Origin of the sequence: Paenibacillus sp. 203, from assembly GCF_037027525.1 — a bacterium.
Lineage (GTDB): Bacteria > Bacillota > Bacilli > Paenibacillales > Paenibacillaceae > Paenibacillus > Paenibacillus polymyxa_B.
The window spans coordinates 105,963-129,727 of the sequence record NZ_JAXCHD010000004.1 but is presented as its reverse complement, the minus strand read 5'-3'; the positions used below and the strand labels follow the sequence as shown (position 1 = coordinate 129,727).

22 protein-coding genes, 3 pseudogenes and 1 other annotated feature are annotated in these 23,765 nt (G+C 44.2%); of the genes and pseudogenes, 12 read left to right on the top strand and 13 right to left on the bottom strand.

Annotated features, from left to right (window positions below):
- Positions 1–64: 64 nt before the first annotated feature.
- The 3 genes from WA407_RS09940 to WA407_RS09930 are packed head-to-tail and all read right to left on the bottom strand — an operon-like array spanning position 65 to position 4,326.
- Positions 65–1,366 carry a response regulator gene (locus WA407_RS09940; protein ID WP_336077287.1) on the bottom strand — a complete coding sequence of 434 codons (1,302 nt, stop codon included), beginning with the start codon at positions 1,364–1,366 and terminating at the stop codon, positions 65–67.
- Positions 1,317–3,338 carry a cache domain-containing sensor histidine kinase gene (locus WA407_RS09935; protein WP_336077286.1) on the bottom strand — a complete coding sequence of 674 codons (2,022 nt, stop codon included), beginning with the start codon at positions 3,336–3,338 and terminating at the stop codon, positions 1,317–1,319. The genes WA407_RS09940 and WA407_RS09935 overlap by 50 nt, the downstream gene beginning before the upstream one ends.
- The gene (locus WA407_RS09930; RefSeq protein ID WP_250259163.1) at positions 3,319–4,326 is read right to left on the bottom strand and encodes a substrate-binding domain-containing protein; all 1,008 of its coding nucleotides are present in this window, start codon (positions 4,324–4,326) and stop codon (positions 3,319–3,321) included. Before WA407_RS09930 ends, WA407_RS09935 begins: the two co-directional genes overlap by 20 nt.
- A gap of 217 nt (positions 4,327–4,543) precedes the next feature.
- On the opposite strand from WA407_RS09930, the gene WA407_RS09925 reads away from it, so the two are divergent.
- A complete protein-coding gene (locus WA407_RS09925) occupies positions 4,544–5,770 on the top strand; it encodes an acyltransferase (protein WP_336077284.1) in 1,227 nt (408 codons plus the stop codon).
- 205 nt (positions 5,771–5,975) lie between these two features.
- On the opposite strand, the gene WA407_RS09920 is transcribed toward WA407_RS09925, so the two are convergent.
- The 4 genes and pseudogenes from WA407_RS09920 to WA407_RS09905 form a co-directional block, all read right to left on the bottom strand.
- Positions 5,976–6,440, bottom strand: coding sequence for a copper amine oxidase N-terminal domain-containing protein (locus WA407_RS09920; RefSeq protein WP_336077283.1), 465 nt, complete (start codon positions 6,438–6,440; stop codon positions 5,976–5,978).
- 27 nt (positions 6,441–6,467) lie between these two features.
- On the bottom strand, positions 6,468–6,845 hold the full coding sequence (locus WA407_RS09915; RefSeq protein WP_336077282.1) for a hypothetical protein: 378 nt from the start codon (positions 6,843–6,845) through the stop codon (positions 6,468–6,470).
- Between the two features lie 274 nt (positions 6,846–7,119).
- Positions 7,120–7,389 carry an aspartyl-phosphate phosphatase Spo0E family protein gene (locus WA407_RS09910; protein WP_336077281.1) on the bottom strand — a complete coding sequence of 90 codons (270 nt, stop codon included), beginning with the start codon at positions 7,387–7,389 and terminating at the stop codon, positions 7,120–7,122.
- 221 nt (positions 7,390–7,610) lie between these two features.
- A pseudogene (locus tag WA407_RS09905) lies at positions 7,611–8,992 on the bottom strand (helix-turn-helix domain-containing protein).
- Between the two features lie 198 nt (positions 8,993–9,190).
- Here WA407_RS09905 and WA407_RS09900 point away from each other — a divergent pair.
- The 3 genes and pseudogenes from WA407_RS09900 to WA407_RS09890 all read left to right on the top strand — a co-directional run bounded on the left by WA407_RS09900 (position 9,191) and on the right by WA407_RS09890 (position 11,005).
- Positions 9,191–9,639 (top strand): annotated as a pseudogene (locus WA407_RS09900) (AbrB/MazE/SpoVT family DNA-binding domain-containing protein).
- A 271-nt stretch (positions 9,640–9,910) separates the two neighbouring features.
- Complete coding sequence (locus WA407_RS09895; protein ID WP_061831206.1) at positions 9,911–10,417, top strand: DJ-1/PfpI family protein; 507 nt, start codon at positions 9,911–9,913, stop codon at positions 10,415–10,417.
- Positions 10,418–10,510: 93 nt separating this feature from the next.
- Positions 10,511–11,005 (top strand): hypothetical protein, encoded by a 495-nt coding sequence (locus WA407_RS09890; protein WP_336077279.1) that lies wholly within the window; start codon positions 10,511–10,513, stop codon positions 11,003–11,005.
- Between the two features lie 85 nt (positions 11,006–11,090).
- On the opposite strand, the gene WA407_RS09885 is transcribed toward WA407_RS09890, so the two are convergent.
- A complete protein-coding gene (locus WA407_RS09885) occupies positions 11,091–11,567 on the bottom strand; it encodes a hypothetical protein (protein ID WP_336077278.1) in 477 nt (158 codons plus the stop codon).
- Between the two features lie 391 nt (positions 11,568–11,958).
- Between WA407_RS09885 and WA407_RS26735 the strand changes: the two are divergent.
- The 4 genes and pseudogenes from WA407_RS26735 to WA407_RS09865 all read left to right on the top strand — a co-directional run.
- Positions 11,959–12,114 (top strand): annotated as a pseudogene (locus tag WA407_RS26735) (glycoside hydrolase family 11 protein); the annotation flags it as partial.
- Between the two features lie 169 nt (positions 12,115–12,283).
- Positions 12,284–13,357: a polysaccharide deacetylase family protein gene (locus WA407_RS09875; protein ID WP_336077277.1), complete on the top strand. Its 1,074-nt coding sequence runs from the start codon at positions 12,284–12,286 to the stop codon at positions 13,355–13,357.
- Positions 13,358–13,534: 177 nt separating this feature from the next.
- Positions 13,535–14,470: a hypothetical protein gene (locus WA407_RS09870; RefSeq protein ID WP_336077466.1), complete on the top strand. Its 936-nt coding sequence runs from the start codon at positions 13,535–13,537 to the stop codon at positions 14,468–14,470.
- A 75-nt stretch (positions 14,471–14,545) separates the two neighbouring features.
- The gene (locus WA407_RS09865) at positions 14,546–14,782 is read left to right on the top strand and encodes an NHLP leader peptide family RiPP precursor (protein WP_013309068.1); all 237 of its coding nucleotides are present in this window, start codon (positions 14,546–14,548) and stop codon (positions 14,780–14,782) included.
- 99 nt (positions 14,783–14,881) lie between these two features.
- Here the strand turns inward: WA407_RS09865 and WA407_RS09860 are convergent, their stop codons facing one another.
- Together WA407_RS09860 and WA407_RS09855 are read right to left on the bottom strand one after the other, a co-directional pair.
- A complete protein-coding gene (locus WA407_RS09860; protein ID WP_254329375.1) occupies positions 14,882–16,768 on the bottom strand; it encodes an ATP-binding protein in 1,887 nt (628 codons plus the stop codon).
- Positions 16,769–16,900: 132 nt separating this feature from the next.
- Positions 16,901–17,188, bottom strand: coding sequence for a hypothetical protein (locus WA407_RS09855; protein ID WP_336077276.1), 288 nt, complete (start codon positions 17,186–17,188; stop codon positions 16,901–16,903).
- Between the two features lie 183 nt (positions 17,189–17,371).
- Between WA407_RS09855 and WA407_RS09850 the strand changes: the two genes are divergently transcribed.
- Both WA407_RS09850 and WA407_RS09845 read left to right on the top strand, forming a co-directional pair.
- A complete protein-coding gene (locus WA407_RS09850) occupies positions 17,372–17,632 on the top strand; it encodes a hypothetical protein (protein WP_061831212.1) in 261 nt (86 codons plus the stop codon).
- A 91-nt stretch (positions 17,633–17,723) separates the two neighbouring features.
- Positions 17,724–17,903, top strand: coding sequence for a hypothetical protein (locus WA407_RS09845; RefSeq protein WP_235307519.1), 180 nt, complete (start codon positions 17,724–17,726; stop codon positions 17,901–17,903).
- Between the two features lie 89 nt (positions 17,904–17,992).
- On the opposite strand, the gene WA407_RS09840 is transcribed toward WA407_RS09845, so the two are convergent.
- Genes WA407_RS09840 through WA407_RS09830 form a run of 3 tightly spaced genes read right to left on the bottom strand, consistent with a single transcriptional unit; the run spans position 17,993 to position 20,237 of the window.
- Positions 17,993–18,664, bottom strand: a complete 672-nt coding sequence (locus WA407_RS09840) for a GNAT family N-acetyltransferase (protein WP_336077275.1) — start codon at positions 18,662–18,664, stop codon at positions 17,993–17,995.
- Positions 18,665–18,688: 24 nt separating this feature from the next.
- Entirely contained in the window at positions 18,689–19,360 is a 672-nt protein-coding gene (locus tag WA407_RS09835) for a GNAT family N-acetyltransferase (RefSeq protein WP_061831215.1), read from the bottom strand.
- Positions 19,361–19,376: 16 nt separating this feature from the next.
- A complete protein-coding gene (locus WA407_RS09830) occupies positions 19,377–20,237 on the bottom strand; it encodes a carbon-nitrogen hydrolase family protein (protein WP_061831216.1) in 861 nt (286 codons plus the stop codon).
- A gap of 161 nt (positions 20,238–20,398) precedes the next feature.
- Positions 20,399–20,670: a binding site (T-box leader), on the top strand.
- Positions 20,671–20,757: 87 nt separating this feature from the next.
- On the opposite strand from WA407_RS09830, the gene WA407_RS09825 reads away from it, so the two are divergent.
- The gene (locus tag WA407_RS09825; protein ID WP_336077274.1) at positions 20,758–21,840 is read left to right on the top strand and encodes a bifunctional 3-deoxy-7-phosphoheptulonate synthase/chorismate mutase; all 1,083 of its coding nucleotides are present in this window, start codon (positions 20,758–20,760) and stop codon (positions 21,838–21,840) included.
- Between the two features lie 236 nt (positions 21,841–22,076).
- A complete protein-coding gene (locus WA407_RS09820; protein ID WP_336077273.1) occupies positions 22,077–23,699 on the top strand; it encodes a DUF1593 domain-containing protein in 1,623 nt (540 codons plus the stop codon).
- Positions 23,700–23,765 lie beyond the last annotated feature (66 nt).

The window sequence follows — 23,765 nt, the reverse complement described above, 5'->3', positions numbered from 1 at the left end:
CACACATTTTTTCTTACAGTTTATTATTAGACAGTGTGGGACTCATCCCCCATTTCAATCCTTCCTACTCCACCGTGTTTTCTTGAATTCCCCCGCCTTTACGGTATTGCACAGGGGACACGCCCATAGTCTTTTTAAAAGCGGTGCTAAAATAGTGCTGACTGTCGTAACCCGTACGTTCTGCTATATCATAGATAGACAACGTCGTGGAATCCAACAGCTGCACTGCTTTACGGATACGGGCACGCGTGACGAGGGTCACGAAGCTGTCGTTGAGCTCCTTTTTGAGCACGCGGCTGAGATATACGGCGGATACTTGTAGCCGCGAAGCAAGGGCTTCCAACGTCAGTTCCCGATCGGCGTAACCTTCCTGAATGAGCTGCCGGGCCCGACGTACGATGGGAGACATCTGCGATTCGCCATACACTCGATCCCGACTCACCCGGTACGCGTCAATTGCACCTTCTAGTCCACCCGCGTTGGACTCCACATGCGTATGAACCGCTATATTCAGGTAGCGTCCAATCGCCTGTTCCATGGAAGCGCCTATCGTCTCGGGTGCCTCCTGCCACAGACATATGCCGATCAGCCCGTTCGCATCGCGGAACAACACATGCGGTCGGTCCTCCAGCAGTTCGCCAATAATATTTTCAGCGGCAAAAAGAAACAACTGGCGGTCATTCTCACGCATAATCGTCTGCCGTGCCTCTGCCGCAGGCCACCGTACCACACCGATCTGAGCAGGCGGTCGCGATGGAAGCCGTAAAAACGCCAACTGTTCCATGATGTCTTTCCCTGTGTGTTGGCCTTCCAGCCATTCCAGGCAAAACCGCTGGCGCAGCAGCGGAATATTCCGTTCAATCTGACCGGCAGCTTGTTCTACATAGGCGGCACGCTTGTGCTCTTCGTCCATTCGCTGACGAAGCCGCAACAGCGCAGCATGAAGCTGATCCGCATTTACCGGCTTCAAAATATAATCCTCTACACCAAGTCGGACAGCCTCCTGCGCATAAGCAAATTCATCATGCCCGGAAATAATCAGACAGCGGCATTCTGGACGTTCTTCCCGCAGCCGCCGAATCAGTTCAATCCCGTCCATGAACGGCATATTCATATCGACCAGCACGATGTCGATATGAAGCTGACCCACCAGCTCCAGCGCTTCTTCTCCGTCCTCCGCCTCTGCTGCCACCTCCATGCCCAGTGCCGTCCAATCTATGCAATCTCGTATCCCCTCACGAATGATCGGCTCATCATCTGCGATCAATACTTGGTAACGTTTTGCTGTGCCTATGGTCACTTCTGTTATGGCCTGGTCAATCAGACTCGCCGTAGTCGAGTTGTGTGTGGCCTTTGATTTCGTCATCCTGACCCTCTCCTTTTTCATAAGGCTTCTTCAGTTGCGCCATATCCAGCAGCAACGGATGAGTGATCGTCACGCAGGTACCTGTCCCTTCTTTGCTCTCCAGTACAATTCCATATTCCTCGCCAAAAGACAACCGGATACGCGCTTGTACATTCAGCATGCCATAGCTTCTGCCATGGGTACTAACTCCCTTTTGCTTCTGCTTTACTTCCATCGCCTCAAGGGGTATTTCCAGCCATTCACGCAATTCACGCAGACGGTCCGCCGTCATCCCTGCGCCATCGTCACGTACCGTCAGCAGCAGCTTGTCGCCCTCAGCTTTAGCTTCTATCCAAATCGTGCCTGGACCACGTCTGGCCTTGATGCCGTGATAAATCGCGTTTTCCACTACAGGCTGAAGCATTAACTTCAATACGAACAGATCCTTTAGCTCGTCAGGTAGATTCAATTCCCAGCGAAGTCGGTCACGATAGCGGGTTTGCTGGATTTGCATATAGCTCGATATATGCTCCATCTCGGAGCGCAGTGGAATAAAGTCATCCCCCTTGCTCAGCCCGAGACGGAACAATCTCGATAGCGCTCCCACCATATCGGACACGTCGTCTGCTCCATTTTTTCGGGCCATCCAATGAATCGTATCTAGCGTATTGTATAGAAAATGGGGCTTAATATGCTCCTGAAGGCTGCGCAGCTCGGCATCCCGTTTTTGCCGTTCCCTCAGTTCGCTAAGTGACATGAGACGGCGAATTTGCTCCAGCATTCGGTTAAAGCTCCGCCCCAGCATTCCAACTTCATCCCCACGGTCACTCCATTGGCGAACTGTAAGATCCCCTGTCTCTGCCGTCCGCATATAGGACATCAGCCGGAAAATTGGCTGCGCTATAGAACTCGATAATCGCAAGGATGCCGTTAAGCCAAATAGACATACAATGAAAACAAAACAGATGACATAGAACTGAATTTGCCGCACTTCCAGTGTAGATTCGCGTGCCGGGAATACCCCCACTGTTCTCCAGCCCGTGAATTCGGAAGCCCTGAACATGAACAGCAATTCCCTGCCTCCAGCTTCACGGGTAAACATCCCGCTGTCACCTGCCCCGAACCATTGCGGCGGAATACGCTCAATCAAAGGCATATCCGGCATGTACACGCTGCGCCCCTCAGCATCTGTCACCATTAAATACCCGCTTTTGCCCAGGGTTACATCTCTGGCAGCCTGCGATACAGCCCGCAGCTTGAGGTCAATCATAATCGCGCCTAGCACGCGTCCGGTTTCCGGATCTGTAACCGAGCGAACGACGGAGACAATTTCACTGTCCTTGTACCGGACATGAGTGGTCACATTACGGTGGCTCGGCTGTCCTAGCACAGTGAATATGCCTGCATGCTGCGCCGCCTGTTGGTACCAGCCTTCTTCCGTCAGGCTACGCGTGCTTCGAGCGTACATTTCGTTGCTGATATAGTCGCCTTTTTCGTTCACGATCAGAATCCCTGCAATTTCAGGATATAACGTGGTATAGCCCTGCAAAAATTGCTTCATTTTATACAGCGTATCCTGCTCCTGTACAGAACTTAATGCCTGCTTGGAAGTGAGAGTCTGGTTTTCCGGCGTTACGATACTCACATGACCCGCGTGGCCGTCAGCCAGCGTCTTCCCTTTCCAGAACTCCCCGATATCAGGGTTAAAAGCAATCAGATACGTCATGTTTTGCAAATTTTCCATTTTGGTGTCCAGCGCTTCGTTCACCTTGCCAATCAATTGCATCGTATGATCTTCCACCTGCCGTTCAATAATCCGTTCCACCGTCCAATTGACCAGTAGACCTAATCCCAGCGAAGGCACAATGCCAAACAACAGGAACAGCAGCATGAGCTGATAACGTAAAGGCATATTGCGCAAGCGTAACCGCGGCATCGTTTGGCGCACCCCTAATTGGATACGCTCCCAAAATTTATTTCGCATAATAATCATCTACATTCGCCCGGGTGACCACGGAAATCCCAGTATCTACCCGCACGGGCAACGGAGTGTTGTCTCCAGTGGAAGAAGGTGCAGGAATCGTCAAATGATGATGCAGATGGAACAAATATTGAAGCGACCAATAACCCATATTCCATGTTCCCTGGGCAATCGTTGCCGAGATTGTCCCACCACGAATCATATCCAGTGTCGCTTTATTCGTATCAAAAGAAATGATTTTCAGCGGATGGCTGTTTTTTTGACTAAGTACCGCTTCACCCACACCTGCCCCTCCCGTTGCATCGGTCACAAAAATGCCCGCCAGTTTCGGATAAGCTTTCATCAGTCTCTGCGACTCATCCCGGGAGACCATCGCGTCTGCGCGGCCATCTGCGACTTCCACCACCTTCATCGCAGGATACTGCCGTTGAATGGTATCGCGAAAGCCACGCGAGCGTTCCTCATGATTTTGCTGTCCAGGCAGCGTCAGAACAGCGACCTGACCTTCTCGTCCCAACAGCTCTGCCATTTTATCCGCAGCGGTCACGCCCGCCTTATAATTATCCGTGCCCAAAAAGGAATACGCCCGGCTCCCCGGCGCTTCGGCATCAAACAGTACCACAGGAATGCCCGCATCCAGCGCCTTATTAATCACCGGAATCAGGGAGTGAGGATCAATCGCAGAAATCGCAATCCCTGCGGGTTTACGAGCAATCGCTTGCTCAATAACGGTCGTCTGCTCCTGCGCATCATAACGGGTAGCTCCCCGATACTCCACAGTCACCCCCAAAGCATCACCCGCATCCTCGAAGCCCTTGAGCCCGCTTTTCCAATACTCCAAACCGGACTGGAACGTAATCATTATATAGGTCTCTCCGATACTGCCTCGCAGCCCTTTATCCTCCCAAGTGCCATTTAACGGGCCAGATTGTTCATACCTGAACACATAGAGAGCAAAGGCCGCAATCAATAGCATATATACCAGCAGCGTTTTTTTCATCCTTCCTCTCCTCTTCCTGTGTGTATCCTTAAGTTATAAATTCACTTTAATTTATTCTGGTTTTACTTGATTGTAAACGCAATCATATTAAATTGGAACTACTTCACTCTTCTTACTTTCAGGTGGCGTTAATCCTGCACTAATGTTTCTACGTTACAATACCTACAATTGTGCTAGGGAAAACATGTGCATATCTCGCGGAAAAGGAGTGATATGGATGAGCAAGCCGCGTATCGCGGAGTGGACAGAACTACGGGGCCTTGCCTACCTCGCTGTCGTGCTTCAGCATTGCATTGGCGAATATATTTATCGCAGCGACATCCAACAGCCAGATTCTGTTATGCTCGCAATGCTGTATCATTTGACACGTTTCGGCACACCGACGTTCGTTTTCCTGTCTGCGGCGCTGCTTTTTTATAATGGCAACAAACCGATTGGCTATCCTCGCTATATTGGCAGGCGGTTTCGAGATATTTATGTTCCTTTCCTTTGCTGGACTGTTATTTATTGGGTATGTACTCAAAACTGGTCAACGGCGCAGTGGGGAAATATTTACTTTTATAAAGGTATGTTCGAGGAAATGATCATCCCCGTCAGCGGATATCATCTATGGTTTGTAGTGATGATCTTTCAGTTTTATATTTTGTTTCCTTTATTTGCAAAAGCAGCCAGGAAGGTTCAAGCGTTTCTACGTCGTTACAGCACGAAAAGACGCAAACAGCTTGTTTTGGCTATTATGCTGATTGCCGCTACGGTTTATGCTTTGCTGTTACAATGGTCCTACTATGACATGTCTGCATGGAGCACTGGGTTGCCGTCCTTTTGGCAGACTCTGCTGGATTATCGCACCTATAACTTTGTCATGTACTTTTTCTATTTTATGCTGGGCGCAGTATGTGCTTACATGACAGACACCTGGCGTGGACTGGCCAAACAGACGTTGCCGTGGAATGTATTTGTGTTTATTGGTTTGTTCATGCTCATGGGTCACACGATGCTGATCCAGTCGGGCGATACGATCAATCTTAATATTTCCACCTATTTGAAGCCAAGCACCTTTGTGCTCATTGTCTCGCAGTTGCTTTTATTGTACGGACTGCTGCTCCATTTGCAAAAAGATACACGATCCGAGCCGTTTCGCCGTATGTTGAACTGGATCGGACGTTATTCTTTTGGAGGATATCTGGCTCATGCACTCGTGCTGGCCTTCATATCCTACTACACCCGCCCGCTTGCACTGGGCGATCATCATTTTACAGCTACGCTCATTACGTTTGTCGTCGTGGCAAGTGTTTCTCTGGGCATCAGCTGGCTCTTTGCCCATCTGCCTGGCGGCAACTGGATTGTTGGCTCCAAAGGCAGACAGCGATTGAACTGGCATTCCTTTCGTTTCCAGTTCCTTTCCTCCAAACGTGCTTCCAAAAGCACGCAGGAGCTTGGCTAATAAAAAAAGGGATGCTACAGCACTAAAAAAGGACACTCCCGATTCATTCGGGAATGTCCTGCTTTAAGCTAAATTAAAAACAATTATCATATTACCTAAAGCTTTTATACAACAAGGATTCCAGACTAATGCGTTTACCATTTGATATTATTGAGGCCTCAACTAGAAACAACCTACTATCAACTCCAATATGAAGACGGAATGATTAATTAGCCTTGGTGATATTTACGTACAGAGTCTCATCTTTCTTACTACTGTCTACAATAGCACCCATAACTTCGGAAACAAATCTGAGTGGCACCATGACACGGTTAGGAGATACCGGCATTACAGGAGCGCTAGGCAGTATTTTCTGCTGTTCGTTCACATAAGCAACTTTGCTTCCAATTGTCAAGCGTACTGTCTTACCATCTTCCGAACGGATTGTAACCTCTTGCTTTTCTCTGTTCCAGTTTACAGTTTCACCTAGATTTTCTGATACAAATCTAATGGGAACATAAGTAGTATTTGTCGCTCTCTCAATATAAGGATTAGCATCGGATGTAACCTCAACATTGTTGACCTTAATCACAAGATTATACAAATATTTAGGGAGAGCTGCATTGGCCTGATCTACTGCCAAAAAGAAGATTAAGGAAAAAAGTAATGTGTTAACTGCCTTTTTTAACATAACGCATCAATCCTTTTCTAATCGAATTCATTGTTTGTAAAAAGTATACTTCTCTACATGATTTGAATCCTTGACATAATCAATTCGTCCACCATGATTCCAAACATCATCACTCAAATTGGTAACATTTTCGGGGTACTTGGTTCCAGCACTATTATTAATTAGGAATCTCATATTATTCCAAATAGCTGGCGAGTTAAATCCGTATGAAAAAGATGTATTAGGAGAACCAGCATTATTCATGGCAATAGCAGTAACTCTTTTAACGGATCTACCAGTCGTACCCAAACCATTAAATTTGACTACATAGATATTAGAATAGTTAATTTGCTCTCTAATAGTTAATGTAGGGTATTTTTTTCTTTTATTTGTAACAAATAAAAGAAGTGAAGCAATCTCTATCATCCTATTACTTCCTTACCTTTAACCTTGCACTTAAAGCTCGCGTCACATCTCTTAAGAATGTGTATATAATCCACAAACTGCAATGCTCTCTATGGAGCTTTGCCTTTTTGTTAGCTAGGTCTTCCACGCCAATGATCACTTGTTTCTAATGCGACCAGACTGGCTACTATTGTGAATGCAGAGTATGCCACCCTCCAAAAAGATGATTAACATTTTATGACATGAATATGTATTTTATTTTAAAATAAGTCATTATATAGAATAATCATAAACGTTACGTGGGAGAAGTCACAGTTTTGCATAAAAAGAAAGGGGAGGATGGACTGAACATAACATCGTCGTTGTTAATAATCTGATCCAAAACATGGTGAGGCTGCTTTCTGGTCTGAAACATACGGTTGTACTGATTAATCAGTTCATCCAAAAGCATAGACTGTTCAAGTACACAAGCATGTCCGAAGCCATACTCTTCGTAAAGATCATGCAAGTGTTGTCTAGCACTTTCCATTTGTTGAATTAACGTTAACGTGTCATCTCTGTTCATCCTGCATACCTCCTAATGAATTTCATTTTAAGGAGGAATGTCCAACTATTTCAGAAGTTTTTTTGAACCAAAAAATTACAAAATAATACAAAAAAAGACCAGCAGTAAGCTGGTCCAGTGGTAAGCTTTCGAATTATGCACCGCCGATAATTCCAGTTGTAGAAATCGTTCCATGACCTTGAGGCAAGCCTTGGATTGGTACTGCGAATACCAACAATAAGCTAGTCATTGCCAAAAGCAAAGCCATCTTTTTGATCATTTTTTTCCCACACCTCCTGTGACAATTTTTCGTACTGATCCAGTATTTCAGGATCGGCACAAGCTCTGAAACGATCAAATAAACCTGCGCAAGTATGAGAGAGCTGTGCATTATTTATCTTATCAGATTTTTCCAATGCGTCTATTAAACATTTGAAACCATATGGATATCTACCTTTATTTAGGTTGTACTTAGCTAACTTGTACCAAAACCGCGCAGCTTCCTCAGGCAAGACTTGCTGAGTATACATATCAGCAGACATTGGTTCCTTATAGGTTGCAATTTGAGGCTCAAAGTGTTTCAGGATATGATCTATATCAATATTATACCGATTGGCTGCTTCTACGATATTTAAGAGTTCGGCAAAAATTTCATCTTTGCCTTCCATATACTCTACGTATTCCGGCAAAACAGTAGCATCACCTGCCATCAGCCGATTTACACATGTATTGATTTTTCCCCATCCTTGAAACAAACCGATCCAATGTTGTGTTTCAGGATCACTTTCCTTTACCCAACTTAAATCGGCGTGAGCCTGGATGTATTTAAGACCTTGTACGTAATCTCCTGAGCATGACAAACGGCTGCGCACAACAGGTCTGCGTAAGCAATATATACAAAAAGCGGCCTGCTTGGTTTCTTTTGTTTGTCACAGTCACGATTCAATTTGTACTGTATTTTTGCTCTACGCCCCATTTCCTGAGCTAACTCATATACAGTGTCCCAATGATTCAATGAACGATGTATGTTCGCCAAATCTTTTAATGCATCTAATTGCTCTATCTCGTCTAAACGATCCACAAAAGGGGCAAATTCAATGGCAGCTTGAAGATTTATAGCTCTATCTTGTCCAATATTGATTTGGAACAAGCGATACTGGCAGATCGCCAATCGCTCTGAATGCTGCTGCTTCTCACTTTCAGCCACCTTTTTGTAAAGGTATGCCGCTGCTTCATTGTAACCGTCTTTGTATACATTTTCGGCAACTTCAAAGAGCGATGGCTGATAATTAGGGTTATCCAATAGCAAAATTACAACTCGCTGCAAGCAGTCCAGTCGTCCTAGCTCAATGCACCGGTATAAGAAAGGACTGATTTTTTTCCAGTTGAGCGGAGATTCTTCAATGCATTCTTCAATATAACGCTCGTAAAAATAATCCGGTGGTAAATTCATTCCCGCAGTAATACTGTCCAGTTGGTGAACAGAAATAGATCGGTTACCAGTCACAATGCTACTAACTGTACCTACATTTAAATCAATCGTATGGCCAAACTTGGTCATCGTTAAGCCTTTTCGTTTCAAATAGGTTTGAATTTCTGCCTGTATCGTAGGTGTGATTTCCATGGATAAACCACCCTTTCAGCATTTTCATAGAATTTCAATTTCAATAAACAATATAGTTTGGAAACTAATAGTATAATTATTGATTTTCCTTCACGATAATACCATCTTTTGGAACAAACATAAATGCTTTTACTTTATTGATTTTTATATTTTTTTTAGGAGATCATTGGATGTTGAATAATGGAAGGAGAAGATCACTTGAAAAATACAGGTATGACACGTCCATTGATACGTTAGGTCGAATTGTTATTCCTAAAGAGATGCGAACCTCTATGGGTATTCAAGCTGGTGAGTCCTTAGAGTTTTATTTAGATGTTGAGACAGGATTGTTGAGTATGCGGAAGTATATTGGAGTCTGTTGTCACTTATGCTATTCGATTCAGGACTTAAGCTATTTCAGGGATTCATTTTTATGTAAAAAATGCATAAACGATCTGAAGGGAAATATAGGTGTGAGTCCATTACCTGTTCCTGTTATTAAGGAACCTGCGTGCAAAGAAAAAAATGCACATCGGTTGTCTTCACAACATTTGGTTGAGAAGCTAAGAAGACTCGTGCGCGAGCATCCAACAGCCAAGCAAGGCGAATATGCTGAATGGCTCGGCGTATCCCAAGGTCGTATTTCCCAGCTTAAAAAGCTATTATAGGTATCGCTCAACTCTTATTCTAGCAAAGCTAAATAACCAGTCGCTGGTTGATTTCGTGCGACTGGTTATTTCAACTTCTAAACCTGAACGAATTACCACTCCTACCCATGACCACAAAAATTAGAGACTCCAAAAAAACAATCAGACTATATTTGCTGTAAATTATGGAATTAAACCTATCAAGGTGATATATTCTGACTATATGTAAACTTCCTGAAGGCACGTCTAACGAATACAAAGCTACAAAATTAAATGTTGGAGTGGTGTATAAATGAAATCACATGTTCTAATTTATGATGGTTATGTGAGTTTTGAAATTATGTTAGCAACCTATTTTATGAAAACCAAAGGGGACATTGTTACGATTGGTGTAACCAAAGACCCAGTGATTTCCTATGAGGATTTTAAAGTTACGCCTTCGGTAGCCCTTGATGAAGTGTCTGCGGAGGATATTCAACTCCTAATTATACCTGGTGGAGATAACACTCCATTAAAGACGAACAAGCAACTTTTAGCTTTAATCAATACACTGAATAATGATAATAAAGTGATAGCGACCATTTGTTCTGCCACTGAACTTCTGGAGATAGCAGGTGTCTCCTATAAAAATCCTGTGAATCATCCAACGGGTCTGGAGATATACAAGAATATCATTACGGCTAAACCAAATAAGTATGTGGACTTTGCAATTGAAATAGGCAAGGTGATGGACATTTATACGGATGATGAAGATTTAAAAGAAACCATTGATTTTTTTAAGCTCTTTAAAGATAGTTGACTCTTCTGCTCCCCCCACAACAATCACTTTATGTATGGTGATATTTAGGATACTATAGTGAGGGAATTAGCATACATAAGAGGGGTAATTAAAATGAATGACAAATTAAAGGGGCTATTAGTGGGCTTAACCATTGGTATGATGATTACTGGTGCAACCGCAATGGCTGCATCTGGAACAAGCGTAAATGCTGTTGTGAAAAAGTTTGATGTATTTTTAGAGGGTACAAAAAAGAACACTGCCGTTGGCTTGATTTACAACGGAAACACGTATATCTCTGTTAAGGATATTGGGATTGCAGAAAGCAGACAAATCAGCCTCATTAATAATAAACTGTATTTAGGTAAACAGCAAAAGATGATTACAGAAAATCAAGCACTCAATATTCTTTCTGATAAAATAAAAAAGGATGCTGTTAAATATAATTTAAACTTAATGGTTGAAGGTTTGGAAGGAACTAAATATTGTATAAGAGTTTACGAAGATTTCCCTGATCACATTGCAACTTATGGATTCTATTATGTAGATAAATACACCAGTAAAGTAACTAAATATGACATAGCACAAGATAAGGAATTAGAAATTTAAGGATGGGTTTCCACCATCCTTTTTTTATTGTCAAACGATCTACTCCTCGACTTATTCAAGAGCAGATATACCACGGTATCCCCGACTAACGCTTCAATTGAGCTTCACTCGAAGCTCCGGACTTACGATCGAATGTAATCGGGCCTTTACGGTTCACAAGCCGTTTCAGATCCATAGTCATTTCATTCTTCAATTTATCAATGAGCTGATCTTCTTTGATGCCTTTGCTTTTAGCAACCTCGGCCAACGACTTCCCTTGTCCCAGCTCTTTCTCTAACTGTACAGGAGTGATGCCCAGCAACCTAGCTACTTTCTCGTTGAGATGGTGATTCAAGCCGCTAGGCCTTTTGCCGTGCCTATTTCTGTGAACATGCCCATGTCCGTGGTCGTCCTGTGGTTCAACATTCCATTGGCGGGCTGCCCCTTGGATAAAGTCGTTGGGAGTGAGAATTTGCAACGAATTACCCGGTTCGGTCCCGGAAGCTCCTGCTGCACCCGCAGTACCATACATTATCACTCCTCCATATAGGATAGCAGCGGTCAATTTCCATTGTTTTTTCATGTTGCAGACCCTTCTTTCATCCTTTTTAAAATAATATTTTCTTTTCCCGCTATTTTTATTCATATTTTCGCCTGTTAAGTAACCATAAGACGGGAAAAAGAAATTATGAACATTGCTATCACAATTACACCCAACCTTCGATCTACACGCGCTCCTTGGGAACCCTATCCTGTAGAGTGAGTAAGAATGAATAACTATACTTTCTACAATATAACTTGAAATTTTTCAAGTTATATATTAAGGAAAATATGATAAAATCAAATTGTAAACGTTTACAATTTTATTTTTGAAAGACATGTTGCATCAAGCTACTACAGAATGCACTGCATCATAGTGAGGCTACAGGAGGAAAGTCCAATGAAACAAAAAAATAAGGTTATTTTTATGGACATCCAAACGCACGAGCAAAACCATTTCGGTCAGCGAGCACTTCAAAAAGTGAGAAGACATGGACAAGATGTATGAAGCTTCACTTACTGTAGAGGGATACCAAAGCAGTCGGAGTGCCAATGTAACTAGTAATACAATTACGATTAGCGGCAATAATGGCACCAGAAACCAAGAGATCGAGCTCGTTGTAACAGCCGATGACGGGACATGGGATGCTTATATTGACTATTTGGAGATCGACTAAAATTTCAAATCTAGTAAAGAGTTGAATCGGTTCGGAATATCGGAACATCCATACTATATTAAAATAGCTAGGAGGTAGACCCATGTTTATAGCTAAAGCAGGAAAATGGACGGCGATTATGTCAATCACCTTGTCTTTATTCACAGGCTCGCTGGTGATCTCGAGCAACCAGGCGCTTGCGGCTGATTGCTCGAGCGGTTATGTAGCGTTAACCTTCGACGATGGTCCCAATCCCTCTAACACCAAAGCGCTGCTTAGTGCTCTGAAGCAAAACGGTTTACGCGCGACGCTCTTTAATCTTGGACAAAACGCGCAGAATAATCCTTCGCTTGTACGTGACCAGCAAGCAGCAGGCATGTGGATCGGTAATCATTCATGGTCACATCCGCATATGACACAACTGAGCACATCGCAGATGTCATCGGAAATTACACGCACGCAGCAAACGATACAGTCCATTACGGGCACGGCACCAAAGTTGTTCCGTCCTCCGTATGGCGAGACCAACGCAACCCTCAAATCCATTGAGACCCAAAACGGTCTTACCGAAGTATTGTGGAACGTTGACTCCCAAGACTGGAACGGCGCCTCCACCGCACAGATCGTAGCTGCTGCGGGCAAACTTAAAAACGGCGATGTGATCCTGATGCATGATCAGTACCAGACTACACTCCAAGCTATTCCACAAATTGCACAGAACCTCAAAAACCGTAACCTTTGCTCTGGTATGATCTCACCAAGCAATGGCCGGGCGGTAGCGCCTGATGGCGGAAACGGCGAAACGCCGCCAAACAAAGGCACAAAAGTGGAAGCAGAAAATATGACCAAAGGCGGTCAGTATACTTCAAATATCAGCTCGCCGTTCAACGGAGTGGCTTTATACTCCAACAATGATTCAGTGAAATTCACACAGAATTTTACCAGCGGCACCCATAGTTTTTCACTCCGTGGTGCTTCAAATAATTCCAACATGGCCAAAGTTGACTTGAAAATTGGTGGACAAACGAAGGGTACCTTCTACTACGGCGGGAGCAGTCCTGCGGTCTATACTTTAAACAATGTCAGCCATGGAACCGGAAATCAAGAGATTGAGCTTGTTGTAACAGCCGATGATGGGACATGGGATGCTTATATTGACTATTTAGAGATCATCTAATTTTAAAAAAACAAAATCCCGGCGGGATCTTCCCAGCCGGGATTTTTGTCGACATCCTTTTTACAACATTCTCAATGTAAAAATAACAAAATCTTGAAAATTGCAATCTGTTGTATAATGGCGGGTAACAACTAGAAATCGCTATAAAAATATTCATAAGAGATGCAGGTGATGGCGATGGAATGGTATTTTGCATACAAAGACGAATTGGAAAAAGTATTTCGTCAAGCAGAGGAACGGACGTCCACGTTTCCAGCTCCCTTTCAGCAGGAGGGTTTGGACTTTCTGGCGCGTTTTAATCCGTTGCGGGAAGACAGCACGCGTAATTACATATGCTATTTGCTTCCATTTTGGCTGCAAGAACTCACCGGACTCTCCCCCGAAACATGCCGCAAGCTGTCACTTGGCAACGTGTTCGTCATGGCTCACTATTTAATTCAAGATGATGTGATGGACACAGCAGCAGACAACCGTAAAACGCAACTCGCCTTAAGCCAGCTCTTCTATACCGAGTGTATAAGCGTGTATCGGGACCTTTTTCCGGCAACCTCTCCTTTTTGGTCATATGCCCGAACGTATGTTGATGAATGGGCCGTTAGTGTGATATCCGAAGGAACAGAGGACTATTTTCAAGGAGAAAGAAATAAGGTCGCGCTGAAAGCAAGTCCATTAAAAATGGCCGGAACGGGTGCTTTACTGCTCGCAGGCCGTGCCGATCTGATCCAGATCATTACAAATATGACAGACTTGGCGCTACTCGTACTTCAAATGTCGGATGATTGGGCGGATTGGGCAGAAGATTTGGTCGAACATAGCTATAACTGTCTTTTGTCCCATATCAGTGCTGAGCAAAAGACAGCTTACTGTGAAGGATTGGGACCCAAACAGATTCAGGAAGCAATTTATGTACGCGGTGCGCTCGCCAGCTATGTGAACATTGCCGATCAAGCAGTCCAACAGTTAGAGACCCTGGAGCCTTCTATCCATGGCCTACGTAGCTTTGCACATTCTATCGCAGCAGAACTGGGCGAAGTGGCGGCGGAAATTGAAGGCGGACGCTCGCATTTGAGAAGAGGCGGACTTGACTACTGGCTCTCCAAAAATATGAAATAATGCTAGATTTTTCTGAGCCTTTCGTGGTATACTGACTAGGTAAATATAACCAATTGAATGAGAGGGTGATTTTTGATGGCTACAGAAGTTCTTCAAACACAAGTCATTCAAAAAGCTTGGGAGGATGCCAGTTTCAGAGAGAAACTGATGACAGATCCCAAATCTGCAATTCGTGATGTGTTAGGAGTCGTGATCCCCGATCATATCCAAATCAAAACGTTAGAGGAAACGCCTGATCAGTTTTTTCTGGTAATTCCTCCAGACCCCTCCGGCGTGCTTGCTGCATCCCAGAAACCTCGCTCGATGTGGTAAATTAGTTGTTAATGCTTATTTAATCTATATTCCTTACTCTCATGTGGGTGGGCTCAGCAAGTTTCCCTCCGTTTTCTCCGAATGCAAAAAAGCCGGATATTATCCGGCTACGGGGAAGCGGATGGTCGCTTCTGTTCCCACCCCTTTTGAACTTGTAAAGGTTATTTTGCCATTCATCGTTTCAATAATCCGAAAAGTCACCATCATCCCCAAACCCGTGCCTTTTGTCTTATTCGAGAAATAAGGCTCCCCTAGTCTGGATAAAGTCTGAGCATCCATCCCTTCACCATTATCCCGAATATGAATGACAGCTTCTCCGTTGTCCACATAAGCCCATATATGAATATGACCCTGATCTCGCAGCGCTTCAATGCTGTTTTTGATGATATTGATGAACGCTTGCTTGAACTTGGAGGAATTCCCGCGCACTTTGATTTCCTGGGGAATATCCAGTGAAATTTTTCCACCTTGCAAATTAGCCATTGGACTGATGATTCCTTCAATATGTTTGAATTCATTCAATATGGTCAACGTTTTGGTTTGGTCAAATTCTGGCTTGGCAAAAGTCAGAAAATCAGTAATAATCGCGGAGGCTCGATCCAGTTCCTCCAGAGCGATATGTAGATAGTCTTTATTTTTACCATCCTCCTGCTTGCTCATCAACTGAAGAAATCCACGTGTAACCTGAAGGGGATTACGTACCTCATGAGCTACAGATGCAGCCAAATCGCTAATAATCTCCATTTTCTCCGAACGTTGAAGCTCATTATTGAACATCTCCAGTTCCCTGGAGTACCGAACCACCTGCTTGTGCTTTTCTGCCAGCCTTCTGCCCAAAATCGCGATCAACGCCAGTACAAAACCGAACACGCCCCATTTCCACAAAAACATATTGTAGTGTCCGTCCAGAATGAAGAACCAGCTCAGTTCCCCGATAGAGATGACTGCAAAAAATGCAAAGCCTGTCGATAAAATGATCGCTTCGTGATCACCTTTAAGTGCCATGCGAACCGAAGCAAATACCAGCAGTATCATTAAGGCGACGAGTAATATACCCAAGATGACTACACTAAAAAAATAATATATATCGTTCAACCGCTCCTGTGCTCCTAAATTCACAATCATCAGGGTAAAGCATAACAAAGAGTATGCGGTTAACAACTTTCTGAATTTGCGAATCAGTATAATCGAATTGATATTTTGTTCAAAAAAGAAGGCTAATGAAGGCAGCAGAATAAATAGTGCCACATCAAAAAGTTGTAAGTACAGCTTGCCATAGCCGCGATAGAATGTATACAAGAATGGTGAATACGTTACGATCATCAGACCAATAGACAATACTATCGCACTTAGGGACAGCCACATAGCCATACTCGGACGGAACATGAAAAATGAGCAGATCAGTAGTACTAGTGCCATAAAGATAAACGTACTGCCCAGTACAATATCTAAAACATCCATTCTGACCAAGGTCCCTAACAAATCACGATAATCACCGGTCATCACATTGCCGATAATGCCCAGTCTATTCTTACTGCTTTCCGTCCATATGTATAATGTTTTACCGCTGTCTTCCGGCTTCAGCGGAATCAGAATACGATTATTCTCATAATTGTACCCACGGTAGGATTCGTAAAAATTGGTCCCATCTTTATACAGCGTAATATGCCTGCCATAAATATTTTCAAAAAGTACCGCTGGCGTTTCATCATTTAGCGAAGGTAACTTAATACGAATCCAGGCAGAGCCTATATTACCGGGCTGCCTAAGCAGTTGTGTATCATTTTCAATATGCATCCAGACCTTACTGGAATCCTTTACCTCATCTAAAGAGCCATCCTCGTTTACCGCTCCCCATCTCATATCCCAGGAGGGTATCTTATAATCCCTTTCCGGGGTCATTTTGGCCGCATAGGCGGAGTAGCCCAGCGACAACAACACAATGACCGCTAGCAGGGTGGCGACAGCTTTGGGCACATGCCTCATATTAAGCACCTCAAAGTTACATAGTAGGATTTACAAGTTTGTATACGTTTTAACATTTTTTACGTCCTGAAATTATATTATTCTATACGATGATGTGCATACCTTCTTCATTAGTAGGGTATCATGTTCTTTTTACTCATTTTTTGTAAAATCTTCATATTGATTAATGATCATTTCCTGTTCGCGCCGCTCCTTCTGCTCTCTAAGCCCCAACCATGGTTCACAATCTTCATCCTCATAGATCGTCCAAATATCGGAAAATAAATAATCACGTATTTCTACTATTTTTCCAGCCTGTCCGCCATCTGTCCAGTATAAGCCTTCCGGGCGCCGAATGAGGGTACGGGGAAATCCCGGGGTAGATGCCTTTTGACCTACTCGGATACGACTAATCATCGGACCAAACATGTACCATTCCAATTCATATCCCTCCCTATCCTCTTTATCATATCACAGCAGTTACCAAAAAAACGCTAATTGAGAATGGGCATATCCCTATTCGCATGATTTTAACTTCCTACAGACACACTAACTCAAGGTTTAGCCGTTCTACTGTTTGGGTAAGGTCGGAATAAGCAACAAAAAGTAAAGGAGCTGAGCAACATGGCCAATCGTGATGATCGAGTTAATGAGCTACATGACAATGATTTTGAGCCTTCTCTGCAAAATGCAGAAACCAACTGGGAGAATCTAACCGAGGGCCCAGATACTCCTCTCGAAGACGTCCCAGATGCCGATGAACTGACACCGAACAGTCCTGTTGATCCTTCTGCTCCTGCCGAATTCCTGCATGGTACCGATTTGCTGAATGGTACCGATGGGGACGAAGAAGAGCAACTGGACAGCGACGATATGCTGGATTAAACACTTCATTTTATCGGGTGAAAGAAAACGGTTACCCATTCTGCTATGCGGGTAATGAAGTGTATAACCGAAAGGAGTTGACTGATCTCCTATGTATAAAGATCCGATGTCTCAAGCCGATATGGAGTATAAGCGCTACAAAGCCTTGAATCCCGTGGAAGAGGATGACCGCAGGTCTGCGGACAAGACAATTACAGATGATATCTCGGCCGAAGATAACCCACGAGGAGTCGCATCTGCGAAGCCCGAACCCAGAGATCAAGGAAAATGAAAGGACAGATAGAGAATGCAAAAAGAGTGCTACCCAAGCCACACAAATGATACACATGGCTTGAGTGCACCCTTTTGAACTTCACATGTTTACAATGGCAGCAATGCTACTGTCGATTTGGCTTCCAATTCATCTATCATTTCGTTCCAGACAGCAGGCTTGTTCGGCAATACTGTATAGTAACGACGTAGGAAAGCTGCCACCAATTTGGCGCTCACTTCTTCCATGCTATCATCCTCAGGCATAAAGCCTAAATTCAGCCCTTCTACTGCTACACCATCGTTATTCCAGGACGGATGTACGTAGTACAGATCCAAACGCTTATAGCCCAGATGAGATAGCACCTCACGTCGCACGTACGGGTCCATTGGCTTGACACCACCAAAGGGATGCTCGTTGCCACGGTAAGGGTCATAGATTTCAGCAAACATACCCAGCAACTGCTGTCCGCTGGCCTGAGCAAGCGCGTGCAAGTCATTCTGGCGTCGTGTCCAAAGAAAACGGCCAATGCCCAGTCCCGATTGTCCGATGATCGTAAAATCTGTCATAGCTACATTAAAGTCCTCATAATAACGATACTCTGTTGCACCAACTACCTTATCATCCTGTACCGCAACAAAGACACGAATACCCGGGTCTTCCAGCGGTTCCTTCCACAGACTGTACTCTAGCACTTCCTCTGGTGGAAATACTCTCTGCATTAGCTGATGCATGCTCGCAAACAAGGGGTCTTCAATATGAGTAATGCGATGATATTCCATAGGATAGGACACGCTCCTCTACAATTAGTGATGGGTATGAAACGGATTTCGCCATTCCATGAGGGCAGCATAATTACGCGATTGTTCATCATCCAAATAATTCGGCAGGATACAAACGGGCACCCGTCCGCAACGAAGCAGAAAAGTTAATACCGGGTCCTTCAGCTCACCAGACACTACGGCATCCACATACGCTTCTGCGCTCAATTGGTCGGCATGATGCTGATAACCAGGCATACGCCCCGCGCCCAGCAAACGATCCAGTCTCCGTTCAATCACAAGATGATATAAGGAAAAAATCAGCCATTTGCCCAGACCCAATCTGCGGTAAGCAGGACGTACCGCCAAATCAATCACATACAGCGCCTTGCCGTCCTCACAGTGCGTACGAATATAACCGTCATCCGCTACTTCATCCCATGTATGCTGGGGATGTTCGGGGTTATAATGCATCAGTAGGCTGGTTACCGAACCCGCCAGTTCCCCCTCAATTTCCACACACAGCGCTCCATCTGCAAAATGCTCTGTCTGGCTGGCAATCTGCTCCCGGCTCCATAACAGCTCCTGCGGATAAGGTGGGGGGAAGCTCTCCTGCTGAATTCGCAGCAACCCCTCATAATCGGCTGTAGAATAATTACGAATCACCGCCCGTAGCGGTCGATCGCCGTCAAAGATGAACCATTCTTTGCGATACATGGCTTATTTCCTTTCATTAGCTCCAGTCTGTGTATAAATCTGTTCTACGGTCACGCCAGGTTGTAACCGAGCCCCGCTCGCGCACATCGTACAACAGCTGCAAATCGAGATCTGCTGTCACAATCATATCGTTGTTCAGTTCACCCTCCACCATAATGCCGCGTGGCGGAAAAGGAATGTCATTGGGGGTAATGACTGCGGCTTGTCCATAATTGGCACGCATAAAATCAACCGTAGACAAAGCGCCGACAGTCCCCGTTAAAACGACATACACCTGATTTTCAACCGCTCTGGCGTGGCTTGTATACCGTACCCGGTAAAATCCGTGACGATCGTCCGTACAGGAAGGACAGAAAATAATATCTGCTCCCTTAGTCTTCGCCATGCGAACGATTTCGGGAAATTCAATATCATAGCAGGTCAGCATCGCTATGGTGCCCTTGGACGTCTCAAACACATTCAGCCCCTCACCGGGAGCCATATTCCATTCATGCACCTCTGTCGGTGTAATGTGAATTTTGTCCTGAGTGGCCACACGCCCATCCGGGTAAAACAAATGTGCCGTATTATATAAACGTTCGTTTCTCCTAACTACATGAGTGCCACCGATAATATGCATCCCGGTTCGACGTGCGAACGAAGTGAATAATTCAAGGTACCGGTCCGTAAAATCCGGCAGGTCGTTGATCGTCAGAGCTTTGCCTTCACTGTCACCAATCGACATAAGCTGGGTCGTAAAAAACTCGGGAAACAGAACAAATTCCGCGCCAAATTCCTCCGCTGTTTTGATATAATGCTCCGATTGCAGGGCAAATTGCTCGAATGAGTCAATCGTATGCAGGTGATATTGAACCGCCGATACTCTGATTTTGCTCATAATTCCTCCTCGGACATCACGTCTTTTAGATTGCAAGGGGGTCCCGTTGCTGTTCACATTATAACCGATTCAAAACGGTGCGAAAACTGAACCTGATAATCAGGGCTTGCCTTCTGCACCTACTTTGTTTAAAATAAGGTCAAATCTTTTGAATACCATGAACAAAGACATCGACGGAGACAAGTAGACGTTTAACGGATTCCCACAGAAAGGTACGAATTGCTGAGAGCGTACCGCAATCCCGCGTTGAAATTCACTCCCGAGTCGAGCCTTGAACCGACAGAAGGATTCATTCCTTTGTCCGCAGTAGAGGTTTCCGGAAGCCCCCGTTACGGGCATCAAGATCAGAAGTTACTGCCGTCGACTGAACGACGTTGACGATTCGTATGTATACTTCTGTAATTAGGGTGGTACCACGGCATTCGTCCCTTGCGGCGAATGCCTTTTTGTGTTATTTTCTGCAAAAAAAGTCCATGGGCTAACAGAAAAAACAAATTTAAATTCGGGAAGGGTGTACTGTATGTCTACAAATGAAAGTTCTTTGGAGCTGCTGCGTGAACAGCTCGATGCTACAAATTTGCAATTGCTGGAGTTGCTGTCCCAACGCGCTGAACTGGCGGGACAACTTGGAAAATTGAAGGAAGCTCAAGGGGTACCTGACTTTGATCCGGTACGCGAGCAACAAATGCTGGACAAGCTGATCGCGGCTAACCGTGGACCATTTGACGATGCTACGATTCGCCAGCTGTTCAAAAATATTTTCAAGGCTTCTTTGAACTATCAAAAAGAAGAACACAAAAAACATCTGATCGTCAGCCGCAAAAATCAACCGGATAGCACAGTTATCAAGGTTAAAGATACGTTGGTGGGCGGCAAAGCCTCCATTATGGTCGCAGGTCCCTGCTCGGTGGAAAGCTACCAGCAAACTCGCGAAGTAGGTGCGGCTCTCAAGGAAGCCGGTGTGCCGATTCTACGTGGTGGTGCGTTCAAACCACGTACGTCCCCGTATGATTTCCAAGGACTGGGCGTGGAAGGACTGCAAATTCTCAAACGTGTAGGCGACGAGTTCGGGCTGGCTACAATCAGTGAAATTGTCGATCCAAGACATTTGGAGGAAGCGATCCAATACATCGACATTATCCAAATTGGTGCGCGCAACATGCACAACTTTGAATTGCTCAAAGCTGCGGGTGAAACCAGAACTCCGGTTCTGCTCAAGCGCGGACTGGCTGCCACAATGGAAGAGTTCCTTCATGCTGCTGAATACATCGTTTCCCGTGGTAACACGCAAGTCATGCTGATTGAACGCGGTATTCGTACGTACGAAAAATGGACGCGTAACACGCTGGATATTTCCGCTGTTCCGATTTTGAAAAAGGAAAGCCATCTGCCTGTATTGGTGGACGTGACTCACTCTACAGGACGTAAGGACATCCTGGCCCCTTGCGCCAAAGCTGCCCTAGCTGCTGGAGCTGACGGTATCATGGTGGAAGTTCACCCGAACCCGGCAGTCGCTTTGTCCGATGCTCAGCAACAGCTGAACATTCCTGAGTTCCACAACTTCCTGTCTGAAGTCAAAGAATCCGGTTTATTCAAAGCGTAAAACTAATTTTATGCCGGCATTCATAAACCGCTTTCATTTCCTCAGATAATGATGTGAAATTGGATCAGGATTGTGACTGATCATGCAGGCAAAACCTAAATGTATATATGCTCGACTTTTGTTGAGACATATATATGTTTAGGTTTTTTTTATGCCTAATTCTTGAATAAAAAGAATACCTACATGGTTATAATCCACAAAAAACATCATAGGAACGTTCAGAGAGGGGAACAGAAATGAGAGAAAGAAAAGGGTTAAGCATTTTTCTATTAGCCATGATATGTATTCTGATCATCAGTGGTTGCAGTGGTAAGGCGCCCGCCGTTGTGAAAGATGAAAGCGCTGCTCCAACAGAAAAACAAACGGAAAATAAAGTAGAAAATAAAACTACCAAGGCCAGAACGGTGATCACTACCGATGGAGAAGTAGATGATATGAACTCTGTCATTCGCTTCCTTCTTTACTCCAATGAAATGGATTTGTCCGGGATTGTACTGACTAGCTCTGTATATCATTATGCAGGTGATGAAAAAGCTGGTATCAAGCCATTTAGATGGACCGGAACCCAATGGGTAACGGATATGATTGATGCCTACGGAGAGATTTATCCCAACTTAATCAAACATGCCGAGGGATATCCAAAGCCTGAATATATCAAGAGCGTTACCAAAATAGGTAACATTTCAAATAAAGGTGAAATGGACAAAGAAACGGAAGGCTCCAATTTCCTTAAAACGCTTTTCCTGGACGATGACAAAAGAGATTTATACGTACAAACTTGGGGTGGAACCAATACCACGGCCAGAGCTCTAAAGTCCATTGAAGACGAATATAAAAATACAGATCAATGGGAAACGATTCAAAAAAAAGTAAGTGATAAACTCGTACTGTACATCATTCTTGACCAGGACGATAGCTACAATAATTACATCGCTAAAAATTGGCCTGACATCAGAATTATTAATGATCAATCTAACTTCTGGCATTTCGCTTATGCTTGGAAAATGCACACAGAAGAAGTAAACAGCAAGTTGCACGGGGAATGGAATTTCAAAAATATTAAAGAGAGTCATGGCAAATTGCTCAATATGTATGCCTTGATGGGCGATGGCAATATCATCAAAGGCGAGTTGGATGAAGAACAAAGAGGCAGTGAAGCCTACTTAAAGAAAAATCCACAATACGACAAGTATGACTTTATTTCTGAAGGTGATTCTCCATCCTTCTTCTATTTAATTGATAACGGATTGCGGAGTATGGAAAACCCAACCTATGGTGGCTGGGGAGGTCGTTTCAGTGTCGTTAACGATAAATTGTTTAGAAATACTGTGTTAGATTATGATGTGCATACGAAAAAATTCGAAGCAGAATATTCTTTGATGCGTTGGTTTGATGATATTCAAAATGACTTTGCTGCTCGTGCAGATTGGGCTATTGCATCCGACTACAAAGATGCCAACCATAATCCAACATTGACCATTAAAGAAGGAATAGACCTAACGGCTAGTCTAGGGGAGAAAATAACCCTGCATGCAGAAGGTGCAGATCCAGACGGTGATCAATTGACTTACAAATGGTGGAGATATTTTGAAGCCGACACGTATGAAGATTCCAAAGTAAAACCCGCACAAGTTAAACCTGAATTGCTGGGAGAAATGCAGCTTGGGCTTAATCGAGAAGTAGCTAAAGGCGAGAAAGTAAACACGATTGACTTGCAAGGAAGTGACACAAATACAGCAAGTTTCACAGTTCCTGCAGATGCTAAGTCTGGAAATACGATTCATATCATCGCAGAGGTACAGGACAATGGTAAACATCCTTTAAAGCATTATCAACGTGTGATTATAACCGTAAAATAATAGAACACAACATCAATAAAATTAGGCTCATGGAATAACACTCCATGGGCCTGTTTATTTTTGCAC

Excerpts from the sequence above, each read along its gene's own strand:
- WA407_RS09895 (WP_061831206.1), top strand. The coding sequence starts at position 9,911 with ATGAAATCACATGTTCTAATTTATGATGGTTATGTGAGTTTTGAAATT.
- WA407_RS09825 (WP_336077274.1), top strand. The coding sequence starts at position 20,758 with ATGTCTACAAATGAAAGTTCTTTGGAGCTGCTGCGTGAACAGCTCGAT.
- WA407_RS09885 (WP_336077278.1), bottom strand. The coding sequence starts at position 11,567 with ATGAAAAAACAATGGAAATTGACCGCTGCTATCCTATATGGAGGAGTG.
- WA407_RS09865 (WP_013309068.1), top strand. The coding sequence starts at position 14,546 with ATGGCTACAGAAGTTCTTCAAACACAAGTCATTCAAAAAGCTTGGGAG.
- WA407_RS09940 (WP_336077287.1), bottom strand. The coding sequence starts at position 1,366 with ATGACGAAATCAAAGGCCACACACAACTCGACTACGGCGAGTCTGATT.
- WA407_RS09915 (WP_336077282.1), bottom strand. The coding sequence starts at position 6,845 with ATGATAGAGATTGCTTCACTTCTTTTATTTGTTACAAATAAAAGAAAA.
- WA407_RS09920 (WP_336077283.1), bottom strand. The coding sequence starts at position 6,440 with ATGTTAAAAAAGGCAGTTAACACATTACTTTTTTCCTTAATCTTCTTT.
- WA407_RS09870 (WP_336077466.1), top strand. The coding sequence starts at position 13,535 with ATGGAATGGTATTTTGCATACAAAGACGAATTGGAAAAAGTATTTCGT.
- WA407_RS09835 (WP_061831215.1), bottom strand. The coding sequence starts at position 19,360 with ATGTATCGCAAAGAATGGTTCATCTTTGACGGCGATCGACCGCTACGG.
- WA407_RS09875 (WP_336077277.1), top strand. The coding sequence starts at position 12,284 with ATGTTTATAGCTAAAGCAGGAAAATGGACGGCGATTATGTCAATCACC.
- WA407_RS09890 (WP_336077279.1), top strand. The coding sequence starts at position 10,511 with ATGAATGACAAATTAAAGGGGCTATTAGTGGGCTTAACCATTGGTATG.
- WA407_RS09860 (WP_254329375.1), bottom strand. The coding sequence starts at position 16,768 with ATGAGGCATGTGCCCAAAGCTGTCGCCACCCTGCTAGCGGTCATTGTG.
- WA407_RS09840 (WP_336077275.1), bottom strand. The coding sequence starts at position 18,664 with ATGGAATATCATCGCATTACTCATATTGAAGACCCCTTGTTTGCGAGC.
- WA407_RS09930 (WP_250259163.1), bottom strand. The coding sequence starts at position 4,326 with ATGAAAAAAACGCTGCTGGTATATATGCTATTGATTGCGGCCTTTGCT.
- WA407_RS09820 (WP_336077273.1), top strand. The coding sequence starts at position 22,077 with ATGAGAGAAAGAAAAGGGTTAAGCATTTTTCTATTAGCCATGATATGT.
- WA407_RS09850 (WP_061831212.1), top strand. The coding sequence starts at position 17,372 with ATGGCCAATCGTGATGATCGAGTTAATGAGCTACATGACAATGATTTT.
- WA407_RS09845 (WP_235307519.1), top strand. The coding sequence starts at position 17,724 with ATGTATAAAGATCCGATGTCTCAAGCCGATATGGAGTATAAGCGCTAC.
- WA407_RS09935 (WP_336077286.1), bottom strand. The coding sequence starts at position 3,338 with ATGATTATTATGCGAAATAAATTTTGGGAGCGTATCCAATTAGGGGTG.
- WA407_RS09925 (WP_336077284.1), top strand. The coding sequence starts at position 4,544 with ATGAGCAAGCCGCGTATCGCGGAGTGGACAGAACTACGGGGCCTTGCC.
- WA407_RS09830 (WP_061831216.1), bottom strand. The coding sequence starts at position 20,237 with ATGAGCAAAATCAGAGTATCGGCGGTTCAATATCACCTGCATACGATT.
- WA407_RS09910 (WP_336077281.1), bottom strand. The coding sequence starts at position 7,389 with ATGAACAGAGATGACACGTTAACGTTAATTCAACAAATGGAAAGTGCT.